This is a genomic window from Erwinia sp. E602, assembly GCF_018141005.1.
Classification (GTDB): Bacteria; Pseudomonadota; Gammaproteobacteria; order Enterobacterales; family Enterobacteriaceae; genus Erwinia.
The window spans coordinates 3,725,179-3,747,177 of the sequence record NZ_CP046582.1 but is presented as its reverse complement, the minus strand read 5'-3'; the positions used below and the strand labels follow the sequence as shown (position 1 = coordinate 3,747,177).

Annotated in this window: 23 protein-coding genes; 9 read left to right on the top strand and 14 right to left on the bottom strand. The window is 56.9% G+C overall.

Annotated features, from left to right (window positions below):
• Nucleotides 1-5 precede the first annotated feature (5 nt).
• Complete coding sequence (gene secF / locus GKQ23_RS18770; RefSeq protein WP_056233937.1) at nucleotides 6-974, top strand: protein translocase subunit SecF; 969 nt, start codon at nucleotides 6-8, stop codon at nucleotides 972-974.
• Nucleotides 975-1,063: 89 nt separating this feature from the next.
• Here secF and GKQ23_RS18765 read toward each other — a convergent pair whose 3' ends face one another.
• Nucleotides 1,064-1,633 (bottom strand): DUF3251 domain-containing protein, encoded by a 570-nt coding sequence (locus tag GKQ23_RS18765; protein WP_056233939.1) that lies wholly within the window; start codon nucleotides 1,631-1,633, stop codon nucleotides 1,064-1,066.
• 189 nt (nucleotides 1,634-1,822) lie between these two features.
• On the opposite strand from GKQ23_RS18765, the gene nrdR reads away from it, so the two are divergent.
• The 6 genes from nrdR (at nucleotide 1,823) to pgpA (ending at nucleotide 5,916) form a co-directional block, all read left to right on the top strand.
• On the top strand, nucleotides 1,823-2,272 hold the full coding sequence (gene nrdR / locus GKQ23_RS18760) for a transcriptional regulator NrdR (protein ID WP_056233942.1): 450 nt from the start codon (nucleotides 1,823-1,825) through the stop codon (nucleotides 2,270-2,272).
• 4 nt (nucleotides 2,273-2,276) lie between these two features.
• On the top strand, nucleotides 2,277-3,386 hold the full coding sequence (gene ribD, locus GKQ23_RS18755; protein ID WP_212409138.1) for a bifunctional diaminohydroxyphosphoribosylaminopyrimidine deaminase/5-amino-6-(5-phosphoribosylamino)uracil reductase RibD: 1,110 nt from the start codon (nucleotides 2,277-2,279) through the stop codon (nucleotides 3,384-3,386).
• 108 nt (nucleotides 3,387-3,494) lie between these two features.
• On the top strand, nucleotides 3,495-3,965 hold the full coding sequence (ribE, locus tag GKQ23_RS18750; protein WP_056233947.1) for a 6,7-dimethyl-8-ribityllumazine synthase: 471 nt from the start codon (nucleotides 3,495-3,497) through the stop codon (nucleotides 3,963-3,965).
• Between the two features lie 16 nt (nucleotides 3,966-3,981).
• Nucleotides 3,982-4,401, top strand: coding sequence for a transcription antitermination factor NusB (gene nusB, locus GKQ23_RS18745; protein WP_056233950.1), 420 nt, complete (start codon nucleotides 3,982-3,984; stop codon nucleotides 4,399-4,401).
• A gap of 53 nt (nucleotides 4,402-4,454) precedes the next feature.
• Nucleotides 4,455-5,429, top strand: a complete 975-nt coding sequence (thiL, locus tag GKQ23_RS18740; protein WP_056233952.1) for a thiamine-phosphate kinase — start codon at nucleotides 4,455-4,457, stop codon at nucleotides 5,427-5,429.
• Nucleotides 5,430-5,457: 28 nt separating this feature from the next.
• Nucleotides 5,458-5,916 carry a phosphatidylglycerophosphatase A gene (gene pgpA, locus GKQ23_RS18735; RefSeq protein ID WP_056234015.1) on the top strand — a complete coding sequence of 153 codons (459 nt, stop codon included), beginning with the start codon at nucleotides 5,458-5,460 and terminating at the stop codon, nucleotides 5,914-5,916.
• Between the two features lie 71 nt (nucleotides 5,917-5,987).
• Here pgpA and GKQ23_RS18730 read toward each other — a convergent pair whose 3' ends face one another.
• The 4 genes from GKQ23_RS18730 to xseB all read right to left on the bottom strand — a co-directional run bounded on the left by GKQ23_RS18730 (nucleotide 5,988) and on the right by xseB (nucleotide 9,542).
• Nucleotides 5,988-6,260 carry a hypothetical protein gene (locus GKQ23_RS18730; RefSeq protein ID WP_212409137.1) on the bottom strand — a complete coding sequence of 91 codons (273 nt, stop codon included), beginning with the start codon at nucleotides 6,258-6,260 and terminating at the stop codon, nucleotides 5,988-5,990.
• 256 nt (nucleotides 6,261-6,516) lie between these two features.
• Nucleotides 6,517-8,382, bottom strand: coding sequence for a 1-deoxy-D-xylulose-5-phosphate synthase (dxs, locus tag GKQ23_RS18725; RefSeq protein WP_212409136.1), 1,866 nt, complete (start codon nucleotides 8,380-8,382; stop codon nucleotides 6,517-6,519).
• Nucleotides 8,383-8,400: 18 nt separating this feature from the next.
• Nucleotides 8,401-9,300 (bottom strand): (2E,6E)-farnesyl diphosphate synthase, encoded by a 900-nt coding sequence (ispA, locus tag GKQ23_RS18720; RefSeq protein ID WP_212409135.1) that lies wholly within the window; start codon nucleotides 9,298-9,300, stop codon nucleotides 8,401-8,403.
• The gene (gene xseB / locus GKQ23_RS18715; RefSeq protein WP_056233962.1) at nucleotides 9,300-9,542 is read right to left on the bottom strand and encodes an exodeoxyribonuclease VII small subunit; all 243 of its coding nucleotides are present in this window, start codon (nucleotides 9,540-9,542) and stop codon (nucleotides 9,300-9,302) included. Before xseB ends, ispA begins: the two co-directional genes overlap by 1 nt.
• 294 nt (nucleotides 9,543-9,836) lie before the next feature.
• On the opposite strand from xseB, the gene thiI reads away from it, so the two are divergent.
• On the top strand, nucleotides 9,837-11,285 hold the full coding sequence (gene thiI, locus GKQ23_RS18710) for a tRNA uracil 4-sulfurtransferase ThiI (RefSeq protein WP_056233965.1): 1,449 nt from the start codon (nucleotides 9,837-9,839) through the stop codon (nucleotides 11,283-11,285).
• Nucleotides 11,286-11,363: 78 nt separating this feature from the next.
• Here the strand turns inward: thiI and yajL are convergent, their stop codons facing one another.
• Together yajL and panE are read right to left on the bottom strand one after the other, a co-directional pair.
• Nucleotides 11,364-11,966, bottom strand: a complete 603-nt coding sequence (gene yajL, locus GKQ23_RS18705; protein ID WP_056233968.1) for a protein deglycase YajL — start codon at nucleotides 11,964-11,966, stop codon at nucleotides 11,364-11,366.
• On the bottom strand, nucleotides 11,920-12,840 hold the full coding sequence (gene panE / locus GKQ23_RS18700) for a 2-dehydropantoate 2-reductase (protein ID WP_056233974.1): 921 nt from the start codon (nucleotides 12,838-12,840) through the stop codon (nucleotides 11,920-11,922). The genes yajL and panE overlap by 47 nt, the downstream gene beginning before the upstream one ends.
• A gap of 134 nt (nucleotides 12,841-12,974) precedes the next feature.
• Here panE and GKQ23_RS18695 point away from each other — a divergent pair, with 134 nt between their 5' ends.
• Nucleotides 12,975-13,466: a YajQ family cyclic di-GMP-binding protein gene (locus tag GKQ23_RS18695; protein ID WP_056233976.1), complete on the top strand. Its 492-nt coding sequence runs from the start codon at nucleotides 12,975-12,977 to the stop codon at nucleotides 13,464-13,466.
• Between the two features lie 153 nt (nucleotides 13,467-13,619).
• Here the strand turns inward: GKQ23_RS18695 and GKQ23_RS18690 are convergent, their stop codons facing one another.
• The 7 genes from GKQ23_RS18690 to ampG form a co-directional block, all read right to left on the bottom strand.
• Nucleotides 13,620-15,002 carry an MFS transporter gene (locus GKQ23_RS18690; RefSeq protein ID WP_212409134.1) on the bottom strand — a complete coding sequence of 461 codons (1,383 nt, stop codon included), beginning with the start codon at nucleotides 15,000-15,002 and terminating at the stop codon, nucleotides 13,620-13,622.
• A 199-nt stretch (nucleotides 15,003-15,201) separates the two neighbouring features.
• Nucleotides 15,202-16,089: a heme o synthase gene (gene cyoE / locus GKQ23_RS18685; protein ID WP_101505850.1), complete on the bottom strand. Its 888-nt coding sequence runs from the start codon at nucleotides 16,087-16,089 to the stop codon at nucleotides 15,202-15,204.
• 13 nt (nucleotides 16,090-16,102) lie between these two features.
• Entirely contained in the window at nucleotides 16,103-16,432 is a 330-nt protein-coding gene (locus tag GKQ23_RS18680) for a cytochrome o ubiquinol oxidase subunit IV (RefSeq protein ID WP_056233984.1), read from the bottom strand.
• Nucleotides 16,432-17,046 (bottom strand): cytochrome o ubiquinol oxidase subunit III, encoded by a 615-nt coding sequence (locus tag GKQ23_RS18675; RefSeq protein ID WP_212409133.1) that lies wholly within the window; start codon nucleotides 17,044-17,046, stop codon nucleotides 16,432-16,434. The genes GKQ23_RS18680 and GKQ23_RS18675 overlap by 1 nt, the downstream gene beginning before the upstream one ends.
• A complete protein-coding gene (gene cyoB / locus GKQ23_RS18670) occupies nucleotides 17,036-19,027 on the bottom strand; it encodes a cytochrome o ubiquinol oxidase subunit I (RefSeq protein ID WP_056233988.1) in 1,992 nt (663 codons plus the stop codon). The genes GKQ23_RS18675 and cyoB overlap by 11 nt, the downstream gene beginning before the upstream one ends.
• A gap of 4 nt (nucleotides 19,028-19,031) precedes the next feature.
• Complete coding sequence (cyoA, locus tag GKQ23_RS18665; RefSeq protein ID WP_056233991.1) at nucleotides 19,032-19,970, bottom strand: cytochrome o ubiquinol oxidase subunit II; 939 nt, start codon at nucleotides 19,968-19,970, stop codon at nucleotides 19,032-19,034.
• 518 nt (nucleotides 19,971-20,488) lie between these two features.
• Complete coding sequence (ampG, locus tag GKQ23_RS18660) at nucleotides 20,489-21,976, bottom strand: muropeptide MFS transporter AmpG (RefSeq protein ID WP_056233994.1); 1,488 nt, start codon at nucleotides 21,974-21,976, stop codon at nucleotides 20,489-20,491.
• Nucleotides 21,977-21,999 lie beyond the last annotated feature (23 nt).

Sequence of the window (21,999 nt, the reverse complement as noted above, 5' to 3'; positions counted from 1 at the left end):
GCGTTGTGGCACAGGAACATAGTGTTGAACAAATGAATCACGGGCGTAAAGTCATCGACTTTATGCGCTGGGATAAGCTGGCGTTCACCATCTCCGCACTGTTGATTATCATCTCTGCGGCGATCATCGGCGTGCGCGGCTTTAACTGGGGTCTGGATTTCACCGGCGGTACGGTGATTGAAATCAACCTGGAGAAAGCCGTCGATCTGGATCTGATGCGTGGCAGCCTGGAGAAAGCGGGCTTCGCAGAACCTCAGGTGCAGAACTTTGGCAGCAGCCGCGATGTGCTGGTGCGGATGTCGCCGCACGAGGGTAACGCGAATGACGGGCTGGGCACGAAAGTGGTGGGCATCATCAACGAGGCCACCCAGCAGAACGCCACCGTGAAGCGTATCGAATTCGTCGGCCCGAGCGTGGGTAGCGACCTGGCAACGGCGGGCGGCATGGCGCTGCTCTCGGCGCTGATCGCTATTCTGATTTACATCGGTTTCCGCTTCGAATGGCGCCTGGCGCTGGGTACGGTGCTGGCGCTGGCGCACGACGTGATCATCACCATGGGTCTGCTCTCGCTGTTCCATATCGAGATTGACCTGACCATCGTCGCCTCGCTGATGTCGGTGATCGGCTACTCGCTGAACGATAAGATCGTGGTGTCAGACCGTATTCGTGAGAACTTCCGTAAAATTCGTCGCGGATCCTCTTACGATATCACCAACGTGTCGCTGACCCAGACGCTGAGCCGTACCATCATCACCTCGGGTACCACCCTGGCGATGGTGCTGATCCTGTTCGTGTTCGGCGGCGCGCTGCTGCAGGGCTTCTCTCTGACCATGCTGATCGGTATCATCATCGGTACCATTTCATCGATTTACGTCTCTTCGGCGCTGGCGCTGAAGCTGGGCATGAAGCGTGAACATATGATCCAGCAGAAAGTAGAGAAAGAGGGCGCAGACCAGCCTTCAATCCTGCCGTGATGCTAACCCGGTAACGAAGAAGGGCCACTCAAGCGAGTGGCCCTTTTTTTGTGACTAATGCGGCAGCCCACTGCGCCGCCGGGTAAGGGTCAGGGCGCGTTGCCGCCCGGTGCGGAATCGGTCAGCAGCACCTGATGCACCCGAACGTAGCCGAGCTGCTGCGGCGTCAGGTTGTTCAGCGGCAGGGGAATGCTGGCTTCGCTACGCGGCAGCAGCGCGGCGTGCACCGCGATTTGTTGCGTCTGGCTGTCCACGGTTAAAGGTTTACCGGTGGTAGCGTCCAGTTCACCCCACTCGACGCTGGCGGTGAAGGCCGGCAGCGGCGCATTACCCTTGCTGTGAATGTGCAGTACCGCCCGACTGCCGCTGGCCGCGGCTTCCACCTGGCCCAGCGACAGCTGCAGCTCACCCGCCTGGCTCTTCAGTATCACGCCGGTGGCGGCGGCCGGCAGCAGCCACGCCCCTTGCGCAGAACCGCCGTTTAACTGACCCTGCTGTTCCAGCGCGGTGGCCTGATCGGTCAGCTGGCGCATTTGCTGGCTGAGTTTACCCACTTCACGGTGCAGTTCGCGCAGCTGCGACGGTGCGGGCTTACTGGCGCAACCGGCCAGGGCCAGCAGCGAGGCGAGAAGCGAGAGCCGCAGATAAGCTGTTGTCATTGTTCATTTCCTTGTGCTGGAGACGTCTGCCTCTATCTTAGAGCAAACCGACGCTAAGCGCCTGTCGGCTAAACTCTTCTTTTCAGCGCCGCCGTGTATAAACAGTGACGGTTTTAGCGGCGCGGCTTTGGCAGAGCGTCGCGATCGCGGTACACTAACGCTTAATTTCCAGCAATCTCAGGACGCGTCATGTATTGCCCATTCTGTTCCGCCGTGGATACTAAAGTGATCGACTCCCGTCTGGTTGGCGAAGGGACGTCGGTACGCCGCCGCCGTCAGTGCCTGGTCTGCCACGAGCGCTTTACCACCTTTGAGGTGGCAGAGCTGGTGATGCCGCGGGTGGTGAAGAGCAATGACGTGCGTGAACCCTTCAACGAGGACAAACTGCGCAGCGGCCTGATGAAAGCGCTGGAGAAGCGGCCGGTCAATTCCGATGCGGTAGAGACGGCGCTCAGCCATATTAAAAGCCAGCTGCGCGCCACCGGGGAACGGGAAGTGGCCAGCAAGCAGATCGGCGGCCTGGTGATGGATGAGCTGAAGAAACTGGATAAGGTCGCCTATATTCGTTTCGCCTCGGTCTACCGCAGCTTTGAAGATATCCGCGAATTTGGCGAAGAGATCGCCCGCTTACAGGACTAACGGCATGCAAGATGAACATTTCATGGCGCGGGCGCTGGAGCTGGCACGCCGCGGACGCTTTACCACTACCCCTAACCCCAACGTCGGTTGTGTGATCGTGCGCAATGGCGAGATCGTCGGCGAAGGCTATCATCTGCGCGCTGGGGAACCTCATGCGGAGGTCCACGCGCTGAGAATGGCGGGTGAGAAGGCGCGAGGTGCCACTGCCTATGTAACGCTGGAGCCCTGCAGCCACCACGGGCGCACGCCACCCTGCTGTGATGCGCTGATTGCTGCCGGCGTCAGCCGGGTGGTGGCCGCGATGCAGGATCCAAACCCGCAGGTTGCCGGGCGCGGGCTGTACCGGCTGCAGCAGGCGGGAATTGAGGTCAGCCACGGGCTGATGATGGCAGAGGCCGAAGCGCTGAACCGCGGCTTCCTGAAGCGCATGCGAACCGGTTTTCCGTTTGTGCAGCTGAAGCTGGGGGCGTCGCTCGATGGCCGCACCGCGATGGCCAGCGGCGAAAGTCAGTGGATCACCTCGCCCGAGGCGCGGCGCGACGTGCAGCGCCTGCGCGCGCAGGCATCGGCCATTCTCAGCACCAGCGCCACCGTGCTGGCGGACGATCCGGCGCTGACGGTACGCTACGACGAGCTGGACAGCGCCAGCCGTGCCTGCTATCCCCAGGAACAGCTGCGCCAGCCGCTACGGATTATCGTCGACAGCCAGAATCGCGTCACGCCGCAGCACCGGCTTATTGCGCAATCCGGCGACGTCTGGCTGGCGCGCGCGCAGAGCGACGCGCAGGCGTGGCCGGATAACGTCACCCAGTTCACCGTGCCGCTGCATCATCAGCGGCTGGACCTGGTGGTGATGATGATGCTGCTGGGTAAACAACAGATTAACAGCCTGTGGGTCGAGGCCGGCGCGCAGTTTGCCGGTGCGCTGCTGCAGGCTGGCGTAGTGGATGAACTTATCGTCTATCTCGCCCCGAAACTGCTGGGTGATGCCGGGCGAGGCCTCTGCCAGCTGCCGGGCCTGGCCCATCTGGCCGATGCCCCTGGCTTTGATTTCAGTGACGTGCGCCAGGTGGGGCCGGACCTGCGCCTGACGCTGACGCCGCGTTATGCCTGAGCCACGCGGCTGAGCGGCGCAAGGTTTGCGCAATTACAAGCAGACCGCTAAAGAGTATGATAGAATCCGCCCCCCTGCGGGGCCAAACAGAACCCTGAAAGGAAGATTATGAACGTTATCGAAGCTGCTGTTGCGACTCCTGACGCGCGCATTGCCCTGGTGATTGCGCGATTCAACAACTTCATCAACGACAGCCTGCTGTCTGGTGCCATCGATGCGCTGAAGCGGATCGGCCAGGTGAAAGATGAGAACATCACCGTGGTATGGGTGCCGGGCGCCTATGAACTGCCACTGACCGCACGTACGCTGGCGAAAGCTGGCAAACACGATGCGATCGTGGCGCTGGGCACGGTGATCCGTGGCGGTACCGCCCACTTCGAGTACGTGGCGGGCGAAGCCAGCTCCGGTCTGGCCAGCGTCGCAATGAACAGCGATATCCCGGTTACTTTTGGCGTGCTGACGACGGAAAACATCGAGCAGGCCATTGAACGTGCCGGAACCAAGGCGGGGAACAAAGGGGCGGAAGCCGCTCTGACCGCGCTGGAAATGATTAACGTATTGAAAGCCATCAAAGCCTGATTTTAAGGGGAATTTCGTGAAACCTGCTGCTCGTCGCCGCGCCCGTGAGTGTGCCGTTCAGGCACTCTACTCGTGGCAGATCTCCCAAAACGACATCGCTGATGTCGAATACCAGTTTCTGGCGGAACAGGACGTAAAAGACGTCGATATTGCTTATTTCCGTGAGCTGGTCGGCGGCGTTGCCACTAACAGTGCCTATCTCGACGGCCTGATGAAACCGTGGCTCTCGCGCCAGCTGGAAGAGCTGGGCCAGGTGGAGAAAGCGATTCTGCGCATCTCTCTGTTTGAGCTGAGCAAGCGTTCCGACGTTCCCTACAAGGTTGCGATTAACGAAGGGATCGAGCTGGCCAAAACGTTTGGCGCTGAAGACAGCCATAAGTTTGTCAACGGCGTGCTGGATAAAGCCGCTCCGCAGATCCGCCCTAACCGCAAATAATCCTCCAGAGGCCGCTAACCCGGCCTCTTCTTTATCAAATCCCGGAATGCACTATGGCCTGTGGCGAATTTGAACTGATTGCGCGCTATTTTGACCGCGTAACAAGCTCGCGTCGCGATGTGGAAAAAGGCATCGGTGACGACTGCGCGCTGCTCAGCGTGCCGGAAAAACAGACGCTGGCGATCAGCACCGACACCCTGGTGGCCGGTGTTCACTTCCTGCGTGATATTCATCCTGCCGATCTCGGCTACAAAGCGCTGGCGGTTAACCTCAGCGATCTGGCGGCGATGGGTGCTGACCCGGCCTGGCTGACGCTGGCGCTGACGCTACCGTCGGTCAGCGAGCCGTGGCTGAAAGACTTCAGCGACAGCCTGTTTGAGCTGCTGGATTATTACGATATGCAGCTGATCGGCGGTGACACCACCCGTGGGCCGTTGAGCCTGACGCTGGGTATTCATGGACTGGTCCCTCACGGCCGCGCGCTGAAGCGGGGCGGGGCGAAACCCGGCGACTGGATCTTCGTTACCGGTTCCCTCGGCGACAGCGCGGCCGGCCTGGCACTGCTGCAGCACCACGTCAAAATCAACGACCCGGTGGCCCATGAGGCGCTGATTAAGCGCCATCTGCGACCAATGCCGCGTATTCTGCAGGGCCAGGCGCTGCGCGATCTGGCCAGCTCGGCGATCGATATTTCTGACGGTCTGCTTGCCGATCTCGGCCATATCCTTGACGCCAGCGGCTGTGGGGCGCGGGTGAATGTTGATGCGCTGCCGCTCTCAGGGGTGATGCAGCAGCACTTTGATCGACAGCAGGCGCTGCAGTGGGCACTGAGCGGCGGTGAAGATTACGAACTGTGCTTTACCGTACCGGAAATTAACCGTGGCGCGCTGGACGTGGCGCTGGGCTATCTTGGCGTGCCGTTTACGTGTATTGGCCAGATCGGCCCACAGTCGGAGGGTCTGGTCCTGTTAGAGGACAACCAACCGGTCTCCTTCACTCATAAAGGATTTGATCACTTTGGCACGTGAAAAAGATGTGGCGAAAAGCCGACTGAAGATGAGCAACCCGTGGCATCTGCTGGCCACCGGGTTTGGCAGCGGACTTAGCCCGTGGATGCCGGGCACCGCCGGTTCCATTGCGGCGATCCCGTTCTGGTTTCTGCTCAACCGCCTGCCGGGAGACCTCTACTCGCTGGCGATCCTGCTGGGGATCTGTATTGGCGTTTATCTCTGCCACCGCACGGCAAAAGATATGGGCGTACACGACCACGGCAGCATCGTCTGGGATGAGTTTATCGGAATGTGGATCACGCTGATCGCCATTCCGGTCAGCAGCTGGCAGTGGATTCTGGCAGGTTTTATCATTTTCCGCGTGCTGGATATCTGGAAACCCTGGCCGATCCGCTGGTTTGACCGCAACGTTCATGGCGGTATGGGAATTATGGTAGATGATATTGTTGCCGGCGTTATTTCGGCTGCGATTATTTACGTTATTGGTAACTACTGGCTGCTGTAATTAAACCCAGTGTTCTGGTTATTAAAATTAAAAAGGAGTCTTTATGACTCCTTTAATATTATGAGGATGATTTATCCGAAAATGCTTTCAATAACGCCCTTGAAAAAAGATTCAGTTTGCTCAGAGGTGTGCGTAATGCCATACAGTCCACCACCCACGCCGCCAACGATTATCCCTAATGCCACGCCAACGGCCTGACCGATACCGAAGTTCAGAATGCTGGCACCCCCACCCACTCCGCCAGCCAGAGCAAAGCTGACCGCGCCCGTCACGGCACCATCAAAAACACTTTGCAGGCTTGCGCCGCTAACCTGTTCAACTTCACCGACAGTTAACTCTTTCATGTTATTCCCTTACTCTTTTTTGAGATATATATCAACAATTGGCGTCGATACAGAGTAAGTATCAGTAATTTTGGAATATTAAGTAAATAGATAATCATCCAATTAATATTACAGATGGCATGGTTTGATAAAAATTACGATTTGAGATCGCATTAACCCGGTGAAATAATGCAGACAGACGAGAGAAAGGGTGAAGAATTGAAAGCTCAGGCACCCGATTGAGTACGGGTGCCTGAGGGTTAACCGGCCTGCTATCCTACAGCGTCAGCCAGTCGGCAATTTGCTGCCGGATACCCGTAGCGTCCAGCCGGTAATCCGCGCGGATCTCATCCTGAGTGCCCTGCGGGATAAACTCATCGGGCAGACCAATGTTCAGCACCGGCACCGCTTTACGCTTCGCCATCAGCAGTTCGTTAACGCCGCTGCCGGCCCCGCCCATGATCGCGCCTTCTTCCAGAGTGACCAGATTGTCATGGGTGGCGGCCAGCTCCAGCACCAGCGACGCATCCAGTGGCTTCACAAAGCGCATATCTACCAGCGTGGCGTTCAGCGCCTCCGCGGCGGCGGCAGCCTCTGGCAACAGGGTGCCAAAGTTGAGGATTGCCAGCCCTTCGCCCTGGCGTTTCACCACGCCTTTCCCCAACGGCAGCGCGGCCAGAGGTTGCAGCGGCGCACCGGTGCCGGTGCCGCGCGGGTAGCGCACCGCGCTTGGACCCTCACCGTAATGGTAGCCGGTATAGAGCATCTGACGGCACTCGTTCTCATCGCTCGGCGTCATAATCACCATATTTGGGATGCAGCGCAGGAAGGCGAGATCGAAGGCACCCTGATGCGTCTGGCCGTCCGCTCCGACGATGCCGCCACGGTCGATGGCAAACAGCACCGGCAGCTTCTGGATTGCCACGTCGTGGATCACCTGATCGTAAGCGCGCTGCAGGAAGGTCGAGTAGATCGCCACTACCGGCTTATAGCCGCCAATCGCCAGCCCGGCGGCAAAGGTCACCGCGTGCTGTTCGGCGATCGCCACGTCGAAGTACTGCTGCGGGTAGTCGCGGGAGAAGCTGACCATGCCGGAACCTTCACGCATTGCCGGGGTCACCGCCATAAGCTTCGGATCATCCGCGGCCGTTTCGCTCAGCCAGTCGCCAAAGATACGCGAATAGCTCGGCAGGCCCTCAACGCTTTTCGGCAGTTGCCCGCTGGCGACGTCAAACTTCGGTACTGCATGCCAGCTGATAGGATCTTTCTCTGCCGGCGCGTAGCCTTTACCCTTTTTAGTCATGATATGCAGGAACTGCGGGCCTTTCAGGTCGCGCATATTGCGCAGCGTCTGCACCAGCGCCAGCACGTCATGGCCATCAATCGGACCGATATAGTTAAAACCCAGCTCTTCAAACAGCGTGCCCGGTACCACCATCCCTTTCAGATGCTCTTCGGTGCGTTTGACCAGCTCTTTGATCGGCGGCAGGCCGGTCAGTACTTTCTTGCCGCCTTCACGCAGGCGGGCGTAGGTTTTACCTGACAGCAGCTGAGCCAGACGGCTGTTGAGCGCGCCGACGTTCTCAGAAATCGACATCTCATTGTCGTTCAGCACCACCAGCAGGTCCGATTTGATATCTCCGGCGTGATTCATTGCTTCGAAGGCCATGCCGGCGGTGATCGCGCCGTCGCCGATGATACAGGCGGTGCGGCGACCTTTGCCCTCTTTCCCGGCGGCAACGGCGATGCCCAGCCCGGCGCTGATCGAGGTTGAAGAATGGCCGACGTTGAGCACGTCATACTCGCTCTCATCGCGCCATGGGAACGGGTGCAGGCCATTTTTTTGCCGGATGCTGCCGATACGATCGCGGCGGCCGGTCAGAATTTTATGTGGGTAAGCCTGGTGCCCCACGTCCCACACCAGCTGGTCAAACGGGGTGTTGTACACGTAGTGCAGGGCAACGGTCAGTTCAACAACGCCGAGTCCCGAGGCAAAATGACCGCTGGAGCGGCTGACACTGTCGAGCAGATACTGCCGCAGCTCATCGCAGAGTGCAGGGAGGCTCTCTTTCGGTAGCAAACGTAATTCTTGCACCGAGCCTGCCAGGGCTAAGGTCGGGTATTTTGCAGGTTCAAAACTCATCAGTGACTCATTAGGAAGTTATTTATCGCGCTCGATAACGAAGCTGGCCAGCGCTCGCAGAGGCGTAGTGTTGTAAGAGTGTGCGGCCAACTCATCCAGTGCGCTGAGTGATTCCAGGTACAGGTCCCTGGCTTTTACCCGCGCATTTTCCAGCCCCATCAGCGCCGGGTAGGTGCTTTTACCCAGCTGCTGGTCGGCCCCCTGCTGTTTGCCCAGCACAGCAGTGTCACCAATCACGTCCAGAATATCGTCCTGCACCTGGAAGGCCAGGCCGATCGCAGCGGCGTAACGATCAAGCTGCGGTAACGCGGCGCGTCCGCGTTCTCCGGCGGTCAGCGCGCCTAAACGTACGGCTGAACGAATCAGCGCGCCGGTTTTGTGGCGGTGGATCTTCTCAAGTGCGGCTAAATCGACCTGCCTGCCCTCAGCAGCAAGATCGAGCGCCTGCCCGCCACACATCCCCGCTACGCCGCTGGCCCTGGCCAGCTCCGATAACATCGCTACCCGTGTGTTAGCGTCAACGCCGGGCATCGGCGTGTCGGCAAGGATTGAAAAGGCCAGCGTTTGCAGGGCGTCACCGGCAAGGATTGCGGTATCTTCGCCGAAGCGGATATGGCAGGTGGGCTGGCCACGCCGCAGGCTGTCATCATCCATCGCTGGCAGGTCGTCATGAATCAGCGAATAGGCATGAATGCACTCTACGGCGGCTGCCGGAGCATCCAGTGCCGCCTCGTCGGCCTGCAGCATCTGCCCGGTGGCATACACCAGGAAAGGACGCAGCCGTTTACCGCCCAATAATGCACCGTACTCCATGGCGTTAACCAGTGGAGAACTCTGAAACGGCAGGGCCATAATAAACTGCTCTAGCGCAGCGTTGACGCGCTGGTGGTGCGCATCAAGCAGGACGTTGAAATTCATTACTCGTTTTCCGCGTTAAACGGCATCAGATCGGCGTTTTTATCGTCACTCAGTAAAATCTGCACCCGCTGTTCCGCCTGCTGCAGCGTCTGCTGCCCGGCTCGGGCCAGCTGTACACCGCGTTCAAACTCATTCAGTGCCTCTTCCAGCGGCAGATTGCCGCTCTCAAGGCGGGTGACGATCTGCTCTAACTGCTGCAGCGAGCTCTCAAAGCTGGCGGGCTGTTCGGCTTTTTTCGGCATCATCGATCCTGACTTATCATCATTTTATCTACGGATAATCTCTCATGGTATCCGACTGGAAATGATTAGCAAAATATACTCTGCAACTTTCGTTAAGAAGCGGGCGCCAGTGCAGAAAAAAGAGGGCTTTACAGCCTGGTTCCCTCATCGACAGATGAATAAGCAGCCAGCGGCCAAAGATGATATACTCCCGCGCCTGGATGCAGTGGGGCCAGCCCCTTATTGCAAGACTCTGATTTTACAACTAAGTGCTTTTCCTTTCAGCATTTAATTGCCTAACGAACCCGTGCCGCCATGAAGTTTATCATTAAGTTATTCCCTGAAATTACTATTAAAAGCCAGTCCGTCCGCCTGCGTTTCATCAAAATCCTCACCGGAAACATTCGCAACGTACTGAAACACTACGATGAAAGCCTTGCCGTGGTCCGTCACTGGGATCACGTTGAAGTTCGCGCGAAAGATGAAAGCCAGCGCGGTGCGATTATCGGTCAACTGACCCGCACGCCCGGGATCCACCATATCCTCGAAGTGGAAGATCGAGCCTACACCGATGTGCACGACATCTTCGAGCAGACGCTGGCAGCCAACCGCGAACGCATTGAAGGCAAGTCATTCTGCGTGCGCGTGAAGCGCCGGGGTAAGCAGGAATTCAGCTCGCAGGACGTTGAACGCTATGTAGGCGGCGGGCTGAATCAGCACGTTGCCAGCGCCCGTGTGCAGCTGGATAAGCCGGAAGTGACCGTTAATCTTGAGATCGACAATGACCGCCTGACGCTGGTCAACGCGCGTTTCGAAGGGCTGGGCGGCTACCCGATCGGTACCCAGGAGGACGTGCTGTCGCTGATCTCTGGCGGCTTCGACTCCGGCGTATCCAGCTATATGTTAATGCGCCGCGGCTGCCGCGTGCACTACTGCTTCTTTAATCTCGGCGGTGCCGCGCACGAAATCGGCGTGCGTCAGGTGGCCCATTACCTGTGGAAACGCTTTGGCAGCTCGCACCGCGTACGCTTTGTGGCGATCAACTTTGAGCCGGTGGTCGGTGAAATTCTGGAAAAAGTTGATGATGGTCAGATGGGCGTGGTGCTGAAGCGCATGATGGTGCGCGCCGCGTCGAAAATGGCCGAACGCTACGGCGTACAGGCGCTGGTCACCGGAGAAGCGCTGGGTCAGGTCTCCAGTCAGACCCTGACCAACCTGCGCGTCATCGACAACGCCAGCGACACGCTAATCCTGCGCCCGCTGATCTCGCACGATAAAGAGCACATCATCAAGATTGCCCGTGAAATCGGTACGGAAGATTTCGCCCGTACCATGCCGGAATACTGTGGCGTGATCTCAAAAAGCCCGACGGTGAAAGCGGTGAAGTCGAAGATCGAAGCGGAAGAGCAGAACTTCGATTTTGCCATCCTCGACCGGGTGGTGGAAGAAGCCAGCAACGTTGATATCCGTGAGATTGCGGAACAGACTCAGGAAGAGGTGGTGGAAGTTGAAACCGTCGCTTCCTGTGCGGCTAACGACGCGGTGCTGGATATCCGTTCTGCTGATGAACAGGATGCCAGCCCGTTAAGCGTTGACGGTGTTGAGGTTAAAGCGCTGCCGTTCTACAAGCTGGCGACCCAGTTTGCCGATCTGGATCAGAGTAAAACCTGGCTGCTGTACTGCGAGCGTGGCGTGATGAGCAAACTGCAGGCGCTGTACCTGCATGAGCAGGGCTTTACCAACGTTAAGGTTTATCGTCCCTGAACCACCGCCGCAGCATCATGCCGTGTCCGGGCCGTACCCGCACTCCTTCGAGGAGTTAAGGCCCGGACGCGCGCTCGCTTAAAAAGCCTCGCGATAGTCGAAAATACCGGCGGCCAGCACCAGCTGTTCGCCGACTTCGCGGGCTTTTTCACTGCCCACCAGCAGGTCGATCAGCTTCAGCGCAAAATCAATCGTCGTGCCCGGTGCCTGGCTGGTCAGCAGATTAACCCGGCGATCCCACACCACGCGTCGATCCATCCATTTACCCTCCGGAATGGTCTCTTTCAGGCCAGGAAAACCGGTCATATTGCCCACCGGGAACAGATCGTGTGGGATCAGCACGGTACCGGGAGCGGCGCAGATCGCGGCGACGATGCGTCCGGAAAGGTGAAACTGACGGACGGTCTCGATCAGCAGCGGGCTGTCGCGGAAATTTTCCGCGCCCTTTAGCCCGCCGGGGAGCACAATGGCCGCGAACTCATCGTCCGCCACCGTCACCAGCGTGGCATCGGCCAGCAGCCGCACGCCGCGGGAGCAGACGATTTCCCGGCTACCGTCGCTGGTGACGCTGGCGGTGACCACGTTGATGCCGGCGCGCACCAGCAGATCGATGGTGGTGACGGCCTCCGTCTCTTCACTGCCAGGCGCCAGGCAAACCAGAACCGATACGTTCGCGGTCATAATCTTGTTCCTTTCTTTTAATGTATTCGTAAAGACGGTTATTTTCCGGCGTGGCCAGGCCCTGGGCGCGGGCGCGGCGAATCACATAGCCGTTGATATAGTCGATTTCAGTGCGGCGCAGGGCGCGGATATCCTGCAGCATCGAAGAGACGTTGCCGGAGGTGGTACGGATCACCTCCATGACATAATCAATCAGCCACTCCCGCGACACGTGTTGCCCTTCGCGCTCCATCACGGCAGCGACTTCGTTACTGAGGGCGGCAATCTCCTGCGGGTATTGCGCCAGCTCGCCGTTAGTACAGTCGTAAAATACCGTCAGCGGGTTGATCACACAGTTTACCGCCAGCTTGTGCCAGGCGGCTGAGGCGACGTTGTTATGCCAGGCCACGTCAGGCAGCGCGGCGTGCAGGATTTCCGCCAGCTCGCTCATCGCCACTGCCGCCGGCGATATCGGGCCAATGTGGGTAATACCGCAGGCGACGTGGACGATCACCGTGCCGTCACGCCGCGCGGCATGGGTGGTGACGCCGCGCAGCAGCGGCTGCGGCAGCGACTTGAGCTCAGCCAGCGTACCCATGCCGTTATGCAGCAGCAACACCGGCGCCTGCTCCGGCAGCACCGACTGCAGGTTTTTTACCGCCTCGGAGACCTGAAACGCCTTCAGCGTTACCAGCAGCAGATCGCTGCCGGCGAGAAAGGCCGGATCGTTGGCGATAAAGGTTTTGTTGATCGTGGTTCCGTCAGGCTCGATCACGTTTACCGAACAGTAAGGCTGCGGCACGCGCAGCCAGCCCTGCACTTCATGGCCCTGGCGGTCAAGAGCGGCCAGCCACAGCTGCCCTAAAGCACCGCATCCAAGTACGGTAATTTTCATAATTCCTCCCGCGTGCGGGTGCTGTTAACCGCTCGGCCCGCCTGCTCATTATTATCGCTATCAGCGCCTGCGGTTTTATTTACCGGTGGCAAGCAGGTATTATGCCTGTCACTTTAGTATCAGGAGAATAGATCATGCCATCTTTCGATATCGTTTCCGAAATTGATTTGCAGGAAGTGCTCAATGCGGTGGAAAACGCCAACCGTGAACTGGCCACCCGCTTCGATTTCCGCAACGTGCAGGCCAGTTTTGAACTGAACCAGAAGAATGAGACCATCAAGGTGCTCAGTGAGTCTGACTTTCAGGTGAAGCAGCTGGTGGACATTCTGCGTGAGAAGCTGCTCAAGCGCGGGATTGAAGGCGCGGCGCTGGAGATTCCGGAGGAGATCGAGCACAGCGGTAAGAGCTGGAGCGTCGAAGCCAAAATGAAAAAAGGCATTGAAAGCGACGTGGCGAAGAAGCTGGTGAAGCTGATCAAAGACAGCAAGCTGAAGGTACAGACGCAGATTCAGGGCGACGAACTGCGCGTCACCGGCAAATCACGCGACGATCTACAGGGCGTAATGGCGCTGGTGCGCAAAGGCGAGCTGGGGCAACCGTTCCAGTTTAAGAACTTCCGCGACTGATTCTCTGCGGACAGCGTGTGCATGCTCAGCCCGCCGGTCTGCGCTGCTGCCACGCTCTGTTGTTCGCGGTCAAACCGCCCGCGCGGTTCAGGTGCGGGCGGGTTTGACCGGCCTTCAGCTCCCGGGCGACAGACGGCCCGGAAGCCCGGATGCTCAGGCCATCTGACCTGCCGGGTGTCCGGCAATTAGCATCTCAAGTTCAGCGCGGCTGGTGACCTTACTGTCGATTTTGACATAGGCACTCTGCTCTTCCGGCACAATAAATACGGCGGCAACGCCTGGATGGGCCTTCAGCTTCTGCTCAAGTTCTGCTTTATCAGCGGCGCAGTGCTCCAGCGTAATGCGCAGGCTGCTGACATAAGGTGGCTCTTTCATGGTCATGCTGACACTCAGCCAGACAACGGCCAGCAGGGCACCGACCAGGAACACGCTCTGCGCATCAATATGACCAAACACCCAGCCGCCCATGCTGCCGCCGATCGCCACACCGATAAACTGGCTGGTGGAGTAGAGGCCCATCGCCGTGCCTTTATAACCCGGCGGAGACTCCTTGCTGACCAGTGACGGCAGGATCGCTTCCATCAGGTTAAAGCCGATAAAGAACAGCTGGACGCCGATAACCAGCGTCCAGAAGTTGTTGCCAGCACCCCACAGCACGATTTCCGCCACCAGCATCAGCGCCACGCAGCCGACAAAGACCCGCTTCATCTTACGCTTCACTTCGGCGTAGATGATAAAGGGCAGCACGGTGACGAAGGCGATCAGCATGGTGAACAGATATACCTTCCAGTGCTCGGCCGGCGGGAAGCCAGCCTGTTCAAACTGGCCGGGCATAGCGACAAAGCTCGACATCAGCAGCACGTGCAGGCAGAGAATACCGAAATTCAGCCTGATCAGCCGTCCGTTGGTCAGCACGTCACGAATGCTGCCTTTCACCATGCCGGATTCCCGGTTCAGCTGGTGGCTGGCGGCTGAAGGCACCACCAGTAGCGTGATTACGATACCCACGGTTGCCAGCGCCGCAATCAGCCAGAACAGGGCGTGCAGGCCGAGGGCGTTGGTGATAATCGGGCCCAACACCATGGCAATGGCAAAAGTGATGCCAAAGCTGATGCCGATAAACGCCATCGCCTTGGTGCGGTTCTGTTCGCGGGTCAGATCGGAAAGCAGCGCCATCACGGCGGCGGCAATCGCGCCGGAACCCTGCAGCGCACGGCCGAGAATCACCCCCCAGATTGAGGTGGTGGTGGCGGCGATAATGCTGCCCAGCACGAAGACTAACAGGCCAAACACGATCAGCGGCTTACGGCCAATCCGGTCGGAAAGCAGGCCGAAGGGGATCTGGAAAACGGCCTGTGCAAGGCCGTAAATACCAATGGCGAGGCCAATCAGCGCCTCGCTGGCACCTTGCAATGCCATACCGTAGGTGGTCAGCACCGGCAGGACCATAAACATGCCCAGCATTCTCAGGGAAAAAACGCTCCCCAGACCCCAGGTGGCACGCAGCTCGCCCGGCGTCATTTTATTGTCGTTCATTACACCCTCAATTCTTCCAGGCCTTACTCTGCAGGCACCAGGATAAAGGCTTGCCTGAAGCGGCTTGCCTGTGTAAGCAAATGGTCAGATTTGTCTATTTTATGTGGCGGGGGAGGGCGGGTAAAACAATAGTTTCCAGTTAGTCGTAACAAAAAGAAAGGGCGCGAAATCGCGCCCTTAGCAGTGATGTAGCTTACGCTTACCAGACGTAAGTCAGCAGGTCTTTCGAGGCCGGGGTCATAAAGTCGACCGACATCATCACGCTGAGCGCGGTGATTGCCACGATTGAGAACACAAACAGCTTACGTGCCCAAACGCGATCGTTTGAGGTCTTGTAACCTGACAGTGCCATGCCCAGCCACCAGACACTTACCGCTGCCGCAACCACCAGATACTTGTACCCGGCGTAGCCGCCAAGGGTCAGCATCAGGGTGGCGATCATAAACGCCAGGATATAGAGCGTAATATGATTTTTGGCGACAGAGATACCTTTCACTACCGGCAGAACCGGAATGTTGGCAGCCTGGTAATCCTTAAAGCGGAAGATAGCAATCGCGTACGAGTGCGGCATCTGCCACAGGCTAAAGATCGCCAGCAGGATCAGCGCGCCGGCATCGAACTGGTTGGTCACCGCACAGTAACCGATCACCGGCGGTGCAGCGCCAGACAGGCTGCCGATCAGGGTGCCGTAGACGGAGTTGCGCTTCATGTACAGGCTGTAAACGCCGACATAAACCACGAAGCCCATCACCGCCAGCCACATAGCCAGCGGGTTTGCTCCGAAATACAGCATCGCGAAGCCAGCAATACCCAGTACGGTTGCATAAACCAGGCTTAATTTCGGAGAGATGAGGCCTTTAACCAGCACCCGATTCTTGGTTCTCTCCATCTTTTTGTCGATGTCACGGTCGATAAAGTTGTTGTAAACACAACCTGACGCGACCACCAGCGAGACGCCGACTAAGGTGAAGAGAAACAGGGAGTAATCAATGCTGCCTTTCGAAGCCAGCAGGAATCCCCCGATAACAGAAATTAAATTTCCGAAAATAATTCCTGGTTTTGTTACTTGCAGGTATTGCTTAATCATCACAGTAGCTCTGTTAGTGGGCCATCATATTGTAGTTGAGGTTCCACATGATCCATAGCGAGCCAACAACAACAATCAGGATGATAATTGCAGCAAAGACGATAGCGACCATGTTCCAGCCACCTTCTGACTTGCTGTCCAGGTGCAGGAAGTACTTCAGGTGAACAAACACCTGAACCACTGCACAGATCAGCACCACTGCCAGGATAGTGGCTTTAGAAGCGCCACCGTCCATCACCATCCAGAAGGGGATACCGGTCAGAATGATCGACAGCACAAAGCCGATCATGTATGACTTCACGCTGCCGTGAGATGCACCATGCTCGGTTGCAGAATGGCTCATTACATCACCCCCATCAGGTAAACAATGGTGAATACGCAGATCCACACCACATCCAGGAAGTGCCAGAACAGGCTCAGGCACATGATACGGGTACGGTTGGTTGAGGTCAGGCCACGCTTAGACACCTGATACATCAGTACCATCATCCAGATCAGACCCGAGGTTACGTGCAGACCGTGAGTACCAACCAGCGTGAAGAATGCTGACAGGAAGCCACTGCGGTCAGGACCGAAGCCCTCTTCAATCAGCTTATGGAACTCATAGATTTCCATGCCGATAAAGCCCAGACCAAACAGGAAGGTCAGCGCCAGCCAGCCCAGCACCGCGCCTTTCTTCTCGTTGTTCATGTTGATGACTGCAAAACCATAGGTAATGGAGCTCAACAGAAGCAGGGCGGTTTCAACCAGTACAAACGGCAGTTCAAAGATATCTTTCCCTGCCGGGCCGCCAGCGACGTTGTTTACCATTACACCATAGGTAGCAAACAGCGTGGCGAAGATGATGCAGTCGCTCATCAGGTAGATCCAGAAGCCAAAGACTTTGTTGGCTCCTGCATCGTGATGCCCATGGTCCCCATGGGCGTCGTGGTGTTTAGTCAGAGTTTCAGTTGACATTTTTCAGGCCTGCTTTGCTAATTTCGTCAAAGTGCTGATTCTCGATTTTTTCGATCTCGGCAACAGGAACGTAGTAATCCACGTCTTCGTCAAAGCTCTTAACGATCCAGGATACGATCATGGCCACGAAGGACAGACCGAGCAGCCACCAGATATGCCAGATCGCAGCGAAACCAAATACCAGCGAGAAGAAGCCAATAACCACACCGGCACCGCTGTTCTTAGGCATATGAATTTCGTCATAATGCGCAGGTTTCTTGTACGCTTCGCCTTTCTCTTTCATTTCCCAGAACGCATCACGTTCCTGGATTTCAGGGACAATAGCAAAGTTATAGAACGGCGGTGGTGAAGAGGTTGCCCACTCCAGCGTACGGCCGCCCCACGGGTCACCGGTCAGGTCACGGTTCAGTTCACGGTCACGTACGGAGACGTAGAACTGAATGGCCTGGCAGATAACGCCACAGGCGATCAGACCAGCACCACAGGCTGCGACAACCAGCATCGGGTGGAACTGCGGATCGATATCCTGGCTGATACGACGGGTCATACCCATGAAGCCCAGCACGTACAGCGGCATAAAGGCAGTGAAGAAGCCGATAATCCAGAACCAGAACGCACGGATACCCCAGGTTTCATTCAGCGTGAAGCCGAACGCTTTCGGGAACCAGTAGGTCACACCAGCGAAGCAACCGAACACCACACCACCGATAATCACGTTATGGAAGTGGGCAATCAGGAAAAGACTGTTATGCAGAACGAAGTCCGCACCTGGTACGGCCAGCAGCACCCCGGTCATACCACCTACAGAGAAGGTGACCAGGAAGCCAACGGTCCACAGCATCGCAGAGTGCATCTGAATGCGGCCCTGATACATGGTGAACAGCCAGTTAAAGATTTTCACCCCGGTAGGAATGGCGATAATCATCGTCATAATACCGAAGAAGGCGTTAACGTTGGCGCCAGCACCCATGGTGAAGAAGTGGTGCAGCCATACGATGAAGGACAGGATGGTAATTACCACCGTTGCCCACACCAGAGAGGTGTAACCAAACAGACGTTTTTTCGAGAAGGTTGCAACAATCTCTGAGAACACACCGAAGACCGGCAGAACCAGGATGTACACTTCCGGATGTCCCCAAACCCAAATCAGGTTCACGTACATCATCATGTTGCCGCCCATATCATTGGTAAAGAAATGGAAACCAAGATAACGGTCAAGGGTCAGCAGAGCCAGGGTCACGGTGAGAACCGGGAACGCGGCGATGATCAGCACGTTGGTACACAGGGAAGCCCAGGTAAACACCGGCATTTTGAACATGGTCATGCCCGGCGCACGCATCTTCATGATGGTCACGAAGAAGTTGATACCGGTCAGGGTCGTACCAATACCGGAGAGCTGTAGACTCCATATCCAGTAGTCAACACCGACCCCCGGACTGTATTCCGCTCCCGAGAGTGGCGGATAAGCCAGCCAGCCGGTCTGTGCGAACTCGCCCACACCCAGTGACAGGTTAACCAGAACCACACCGACCGCGGTGAACCAGAAGCTCAGGTTGTTCAGGAACGGGTAGGCCACGTCGCGCGCGCCGATCTGCAGAGGAACAGCAATGTTCATCAGACCAACCACGAACGGCATCGCTACGAAGAAGATCATGATCACGCCATGGGCGGTGAAGATCTGGTCGTAGTGGTGCGGTGGTAGAATGCCCGCTTCACCCGCAGAGGCTAGCACCTGCTGGGTACGCATCATTACGGCATCGGCAAAGCCGCGCAGCAGCATGACGAAAGCCATAATGATGTACATGATACCGAGTTTTTTGTGGTCGACTGACGTCAGCCATTCGGTCCACAGATATTTCCACTTACCGAAGTAAGTCAGTGCGGCAACCAGTGCCAGGCCACCCAGGATGATGCCAGCCACGGTAACCATGATAATCGGTTCGTGATACGGCACTGCTTCCAGTGTTAATTTTCCTAACATCGTATTATTCCTCGGCTCCCGCGTGAGCGGAGTTGCTCATATCCATACCTTCATGGCCTTCGCCGTGAGACATGTCCATGCTTCCACCGTGGCTGGTCATAAACTGCCCAATAACGTCGCTGAACAGGCCAGGCTTCACGCTTGAGTAGTACGCCACTGGATTATTTTCGCTTGGTGCTGCCACCTTTTTGAAATCATCCATGGAGGCCAGTGCATCTGGTGACTGCTTCACTTTTGCTACCCACTGATCGAAGGTTGCTTCGTCAGGCGTTGCAATCGCTTTGAACTTCATACCAGAGAAGCCACGACCACTGAAGTTTGAGGAGATACCGTCAAAGGTGCCAGGTTCATTCGCAATCAGATGCAGTTTAGTCTGCATACCCGCCATAGCGTAAATCTGGCTACCGAGGGTTGGAATGAAGAAGGAGTTCATCACGGTGTTCGAGGTAATCTTGAAGCTCACCGGGCGGTTAGCCGGGAAAGCAATCTGGTTGACGGTCGCAATACCCTGTTCCGGGTAAATGAACAGCCATTTCCAGTCAAGCGACACTACTTCAATCTCGATCGGCTTGGCATCGTGCACCAGCGGCTTGCTTGGTTCCAGAGCGTGGGTTGATTTCCACGTCAAAATTCCAAGGAAAACAATGATTAAGATTGGAACAGTCCAGACCACGGCTTCAACTTTATTCGAGTGTGACCAGTTCGGGCTGTATTTGGCGTTAGTGTTAGAAGCCCGATATTTCCAGGCGAACACAACGGCCATCAGGACTGCGGGGATCACGACGATCATCATCAAGCCAAAGGCTGTCAGAATCAATGAACGCTGCTCCAGTGCAACCTGTCCTTTGGGATTTAACAACGCGCTATCGCAGCCACTAAGTAAAATAGTGCCTGCGATTAACGAGAAAATCCCCAAACTTTTATTGTATTTACTGAGTCTCATTTAACGACCTCAATGACAAGGGCTCTATTGTCGTTTAAGTGTGTGCGGCATTTTACGGGAAGGTTTATGGACTGTAAACCTGCAACAGGTTGTGTCAGCGGGGTGTTGACACCTTTTGCAAAGGCTATCACAGATGTTACTGGTAGTGACAAAATATGAATATTGGCAAGGGGTTGGCGCTAATATAACAAAAAACGATGAAAAAAAAGCCGCTAAAATCAGATACGCTATAACCAGACGGTTATTGCCCCAATTGTTTAACAAGTCCTTATCATTTGTGTGATATTTATTAACCTAAAACTGATTACGCACCGGTTTTTAATACTAATTTATCACACTTAATTCCCGCCAAAAATTTTCTTAAGGGCGCCTTCTGACCGAAAATTAAATTTCCAGCAGCCTTTTATGTTTGTTAACACAAGCCTCGCTGCGGGGCGGGGCGCACGTTTTTTTCTCCTTAATTGTTAATGCCTTGTTGTAAAAACAAGGCGTTAACAGCAGCAATTGCGGCACCGGCGTCAGGACTGAGGCTGCTGTGGCACCGTTTTTTGCGCCCGGTAATCCATTACCGTTCCCGCAACAATGGCGGCCAGCAACAGGACGATACCCGCTTCAAACAGCAGCGAACTGAGAGCATCAGCCGCCAGTACGCCAGACGCCCCAAGTGCCAACAGCACCAGCCAGATGGCCAGCAGCAGACAGCCCAGCGCCAGCCCGCGGGTGGCCCAACGGTAACCGGCAGCAAACGACGTCCGCGGCTGAAAGGCGTTACCGCTCGCCGCCTGTTCCAGCGTTGAGCGGCAGGCGGCGAGCAGCAGCAACCCTGGCAGGGCGGCGATCACCGAGAAAGCATAAAATGTCGGCCAGCCCCAGCCGGCCACAAACCAGCCTGCCACCGGGCCAACGTAGACGCGGCCCACCGCTGACAGCGCCGAAAGCAGCGCAAACTGTGTGGCAGAGAAAGAGCGGTTGCACAAGGTCATCAGCAGGGCGACAAACGCCGCGGTGCCCATGCCGCCGCACAGGTTTTCTACCGTCACCGCTGCTGCCATGCTGTACAGATGCCTGTCGGTAACGGCCAGTATCCAGTAACCGAGGTTAGAGACGGCCTGCAACAGGCCAAACAGCATTAACGCACGGAACAGGCTCAGCCGCTGCATCAACAGGCCGCCGGCCAGCGCGCCGATAATGGTCGCCACCAGCCCCAGCGTTTTATTAACCAGGCCCACGTCGCCGGCATCGAAGCCCACGCCCCGGATCAGGAAAATGGTGGTCAGGCTGGCGGCAAAGGCATCGCCGAGTTTATACAGCACAATCAGCGACAGGATCAGCCAGGCGTTGTTGCGGTTAAAGAAATCGCGCAGCGGCGCGACCACTGCCGCCTCAAGCGTGCGCGGACGCTCAATCCTGTCATCGGGTTCTTTCGCCAGCAGGGTGGCGATCACGCCGGGCACCATCATCGCGGCCATCAGCCACCAGATTGCCTGCCAGCCGAGGAAGCGGTCCGCCAGCCACAGCGCCAGGCCACCGGAGACCAGCATCGCCAGGCGATAGCCCAGCACGCTGATCGCCGCACCGCTGCCGCGTTCTTCCGCCGGCAACACGTCGGTTTTCCAGGCATCGAAAACAATATCCTGTGAGGCAGAGCAGAACGCGACCAGCACCGCCAGCGCGGCCAGCAGCGTTAAATCACGAGAGGGCTGCATAAAGCCCATCAGTGCAATACCGACGATTAACAGCAGCTGGGTGATCAGCAGCCAGCCACGACGACGCCCAAGAAACGGCGGCGTATAGCGATCCATCAACGGTGACCAGAGAAACTTAAAGACGTAGGCCTGGCCTACCAGAGAGAAGAAACCGATGGTTTTGATATCGATATTTTCGACGGCCATCCATGCCTGTAGGGTGCCGGAGGTGAGCGCCAGCGGCAGGCCGGAAGCAAAACCCAGTAACAGAAGCAGGGCGGAGTTACGCCGGGTAAAGATGTGCAGATAATGGCTGGGCATAAGGGCCTTATGACAGCCCGGCA

Coding starts and splice junctions, on each gene's coding strand:
- GKQ23_RS18765 (WP_056233939.1), bottom strand. CDS start 1,633: ATGACAACAGCTTATCTGCGGCTCTCGCTTCTCGCCTCGCTGCTGGCC.
- nrdR (WP_056233942.1), top strand. CDS start 1,823: ATGTATTGCCCATTCTGTTCCGCCGTGGATACTAAAGTGATCGACTCC.
- ribD (WP_212409138.1), top strand. CDS start 2,277: ATGCAAGATGAACATTTCATGGCGCGGGCGCTGGAGCTGGCACGCCGC.
- ribE (WP_056233947.1), top strand. CDS start 3,495: ATGAACGTTATCGAAGCTGCTGTTGCGACTCCTGACGCGCGCATTGCC.
- thiL (WP_056233952.1), top strand. CDS start 4,455: ATGGCCTGTGGCGAATTTGAACTGATTGCGCGCTATTTTGACCGCGTA.
- pgpA (WP_056234015.1), top strand. CDS start 5,458: ATGAGCAACCCGTGGCATCTGCTGGCCACCGGGTTTGGCAGCGGACTT.
- GKQ23_RS18730 (WP_212409137.1), bottom strand. CDS start 6,260: ATGAAAGAGTTAACTGTCGGTGAAGTTGAACAGGTTAGCGGCGCAAGC.
- dxs (WP_212409136.1), bottom strand. CDS start 8,382: ATGAGTTTTGAACCTGCAAAATACCCGACCTTAGCCCTGGCAGGCTCG.
- ispA (WP_212409135.1), bottom strand. CDS start 9,300: ATGAATTTCAACGTCCTGCTTGATGCGCACCACCAGCGCGTCAACGCT.
- xseB (WP_056233962.1), bottom strand. CDS start 9,542: ATGCCGAAAAAAGCCGAACAGCCCGCCAGCTTTGAGAGCTCGCTGCAG.
- thiI (WP_056233965.1), top strand. CDS start 9,837: ATGAAGTTTATCATTAAGTTATTCCCTGAAATTACTATTAAAAGCCAG.
- yajL (WP_056233968.1), bottom strand. CDS start 11,966: ATGACCGCGAACGTATCGGTTCTGGTTTGCCTGGCGCCTGGCAGTGAA.
- panE (WP_056233974.1), bottom strand. CDS start 12,840: ATGAAAATTACCGTACTTGGATGCGGTGCTTTAGGGCAGCTGTGGCTG.
- GKQ23_RS18695 (WP_056233976.1), top strand. CDS start 12,975: ATGCCATCTTTCGATATCGTTTCCGAAATTGATTTGCAGGAAGTGCTC.
- GKQ23_RS18690 (WP_212409134.1), bottom strand. CDS start 15,002: ATGAACGACAATAAAATGACGCCGGGCGAGCTGCGTGCCACCTGGGGT.
- cyoE (WP_101505850.1), bottom strand. CDS start 16,089: ATGATTAAGCAATACCTGCAAGTAACAAAACCAGGAATTATTTTCGGA.
- GKQ23_RS18680 (WP_056233984.1), bottom strand. CDS start 16,432: ATGAGCCATTCTGCAACCGAGCATGGTGCATCTCACGGCAGCGTGAAG.
- GKQ23_RS18675 (WP_212409133.1), bottom strand. CDS start 17,046: ATGTCAACTGAAACTCTGACTAAACACCACGACGCCCATGGGGACCAT.
- cyoB (WP_056233988.1), bottom strand. CDS start 19,027: ATGTTAGGAAAATTAACACTGGAAGCAGTGCCGTATCACGAACCGATT.
- cyoA (WP_056233991.1), bottom strand. CDS start 19,970: ATGAGACTCAGTAAATACAATAAAAGTTTGGGGATTTTCTCGTTAATC.
- ampG (WP_056233994.1), bottom strand. CDS start 21,976: ATGCCCAGCCATTATCTGCACATCTTTACCCGGCGTAACTCCGCCCTG.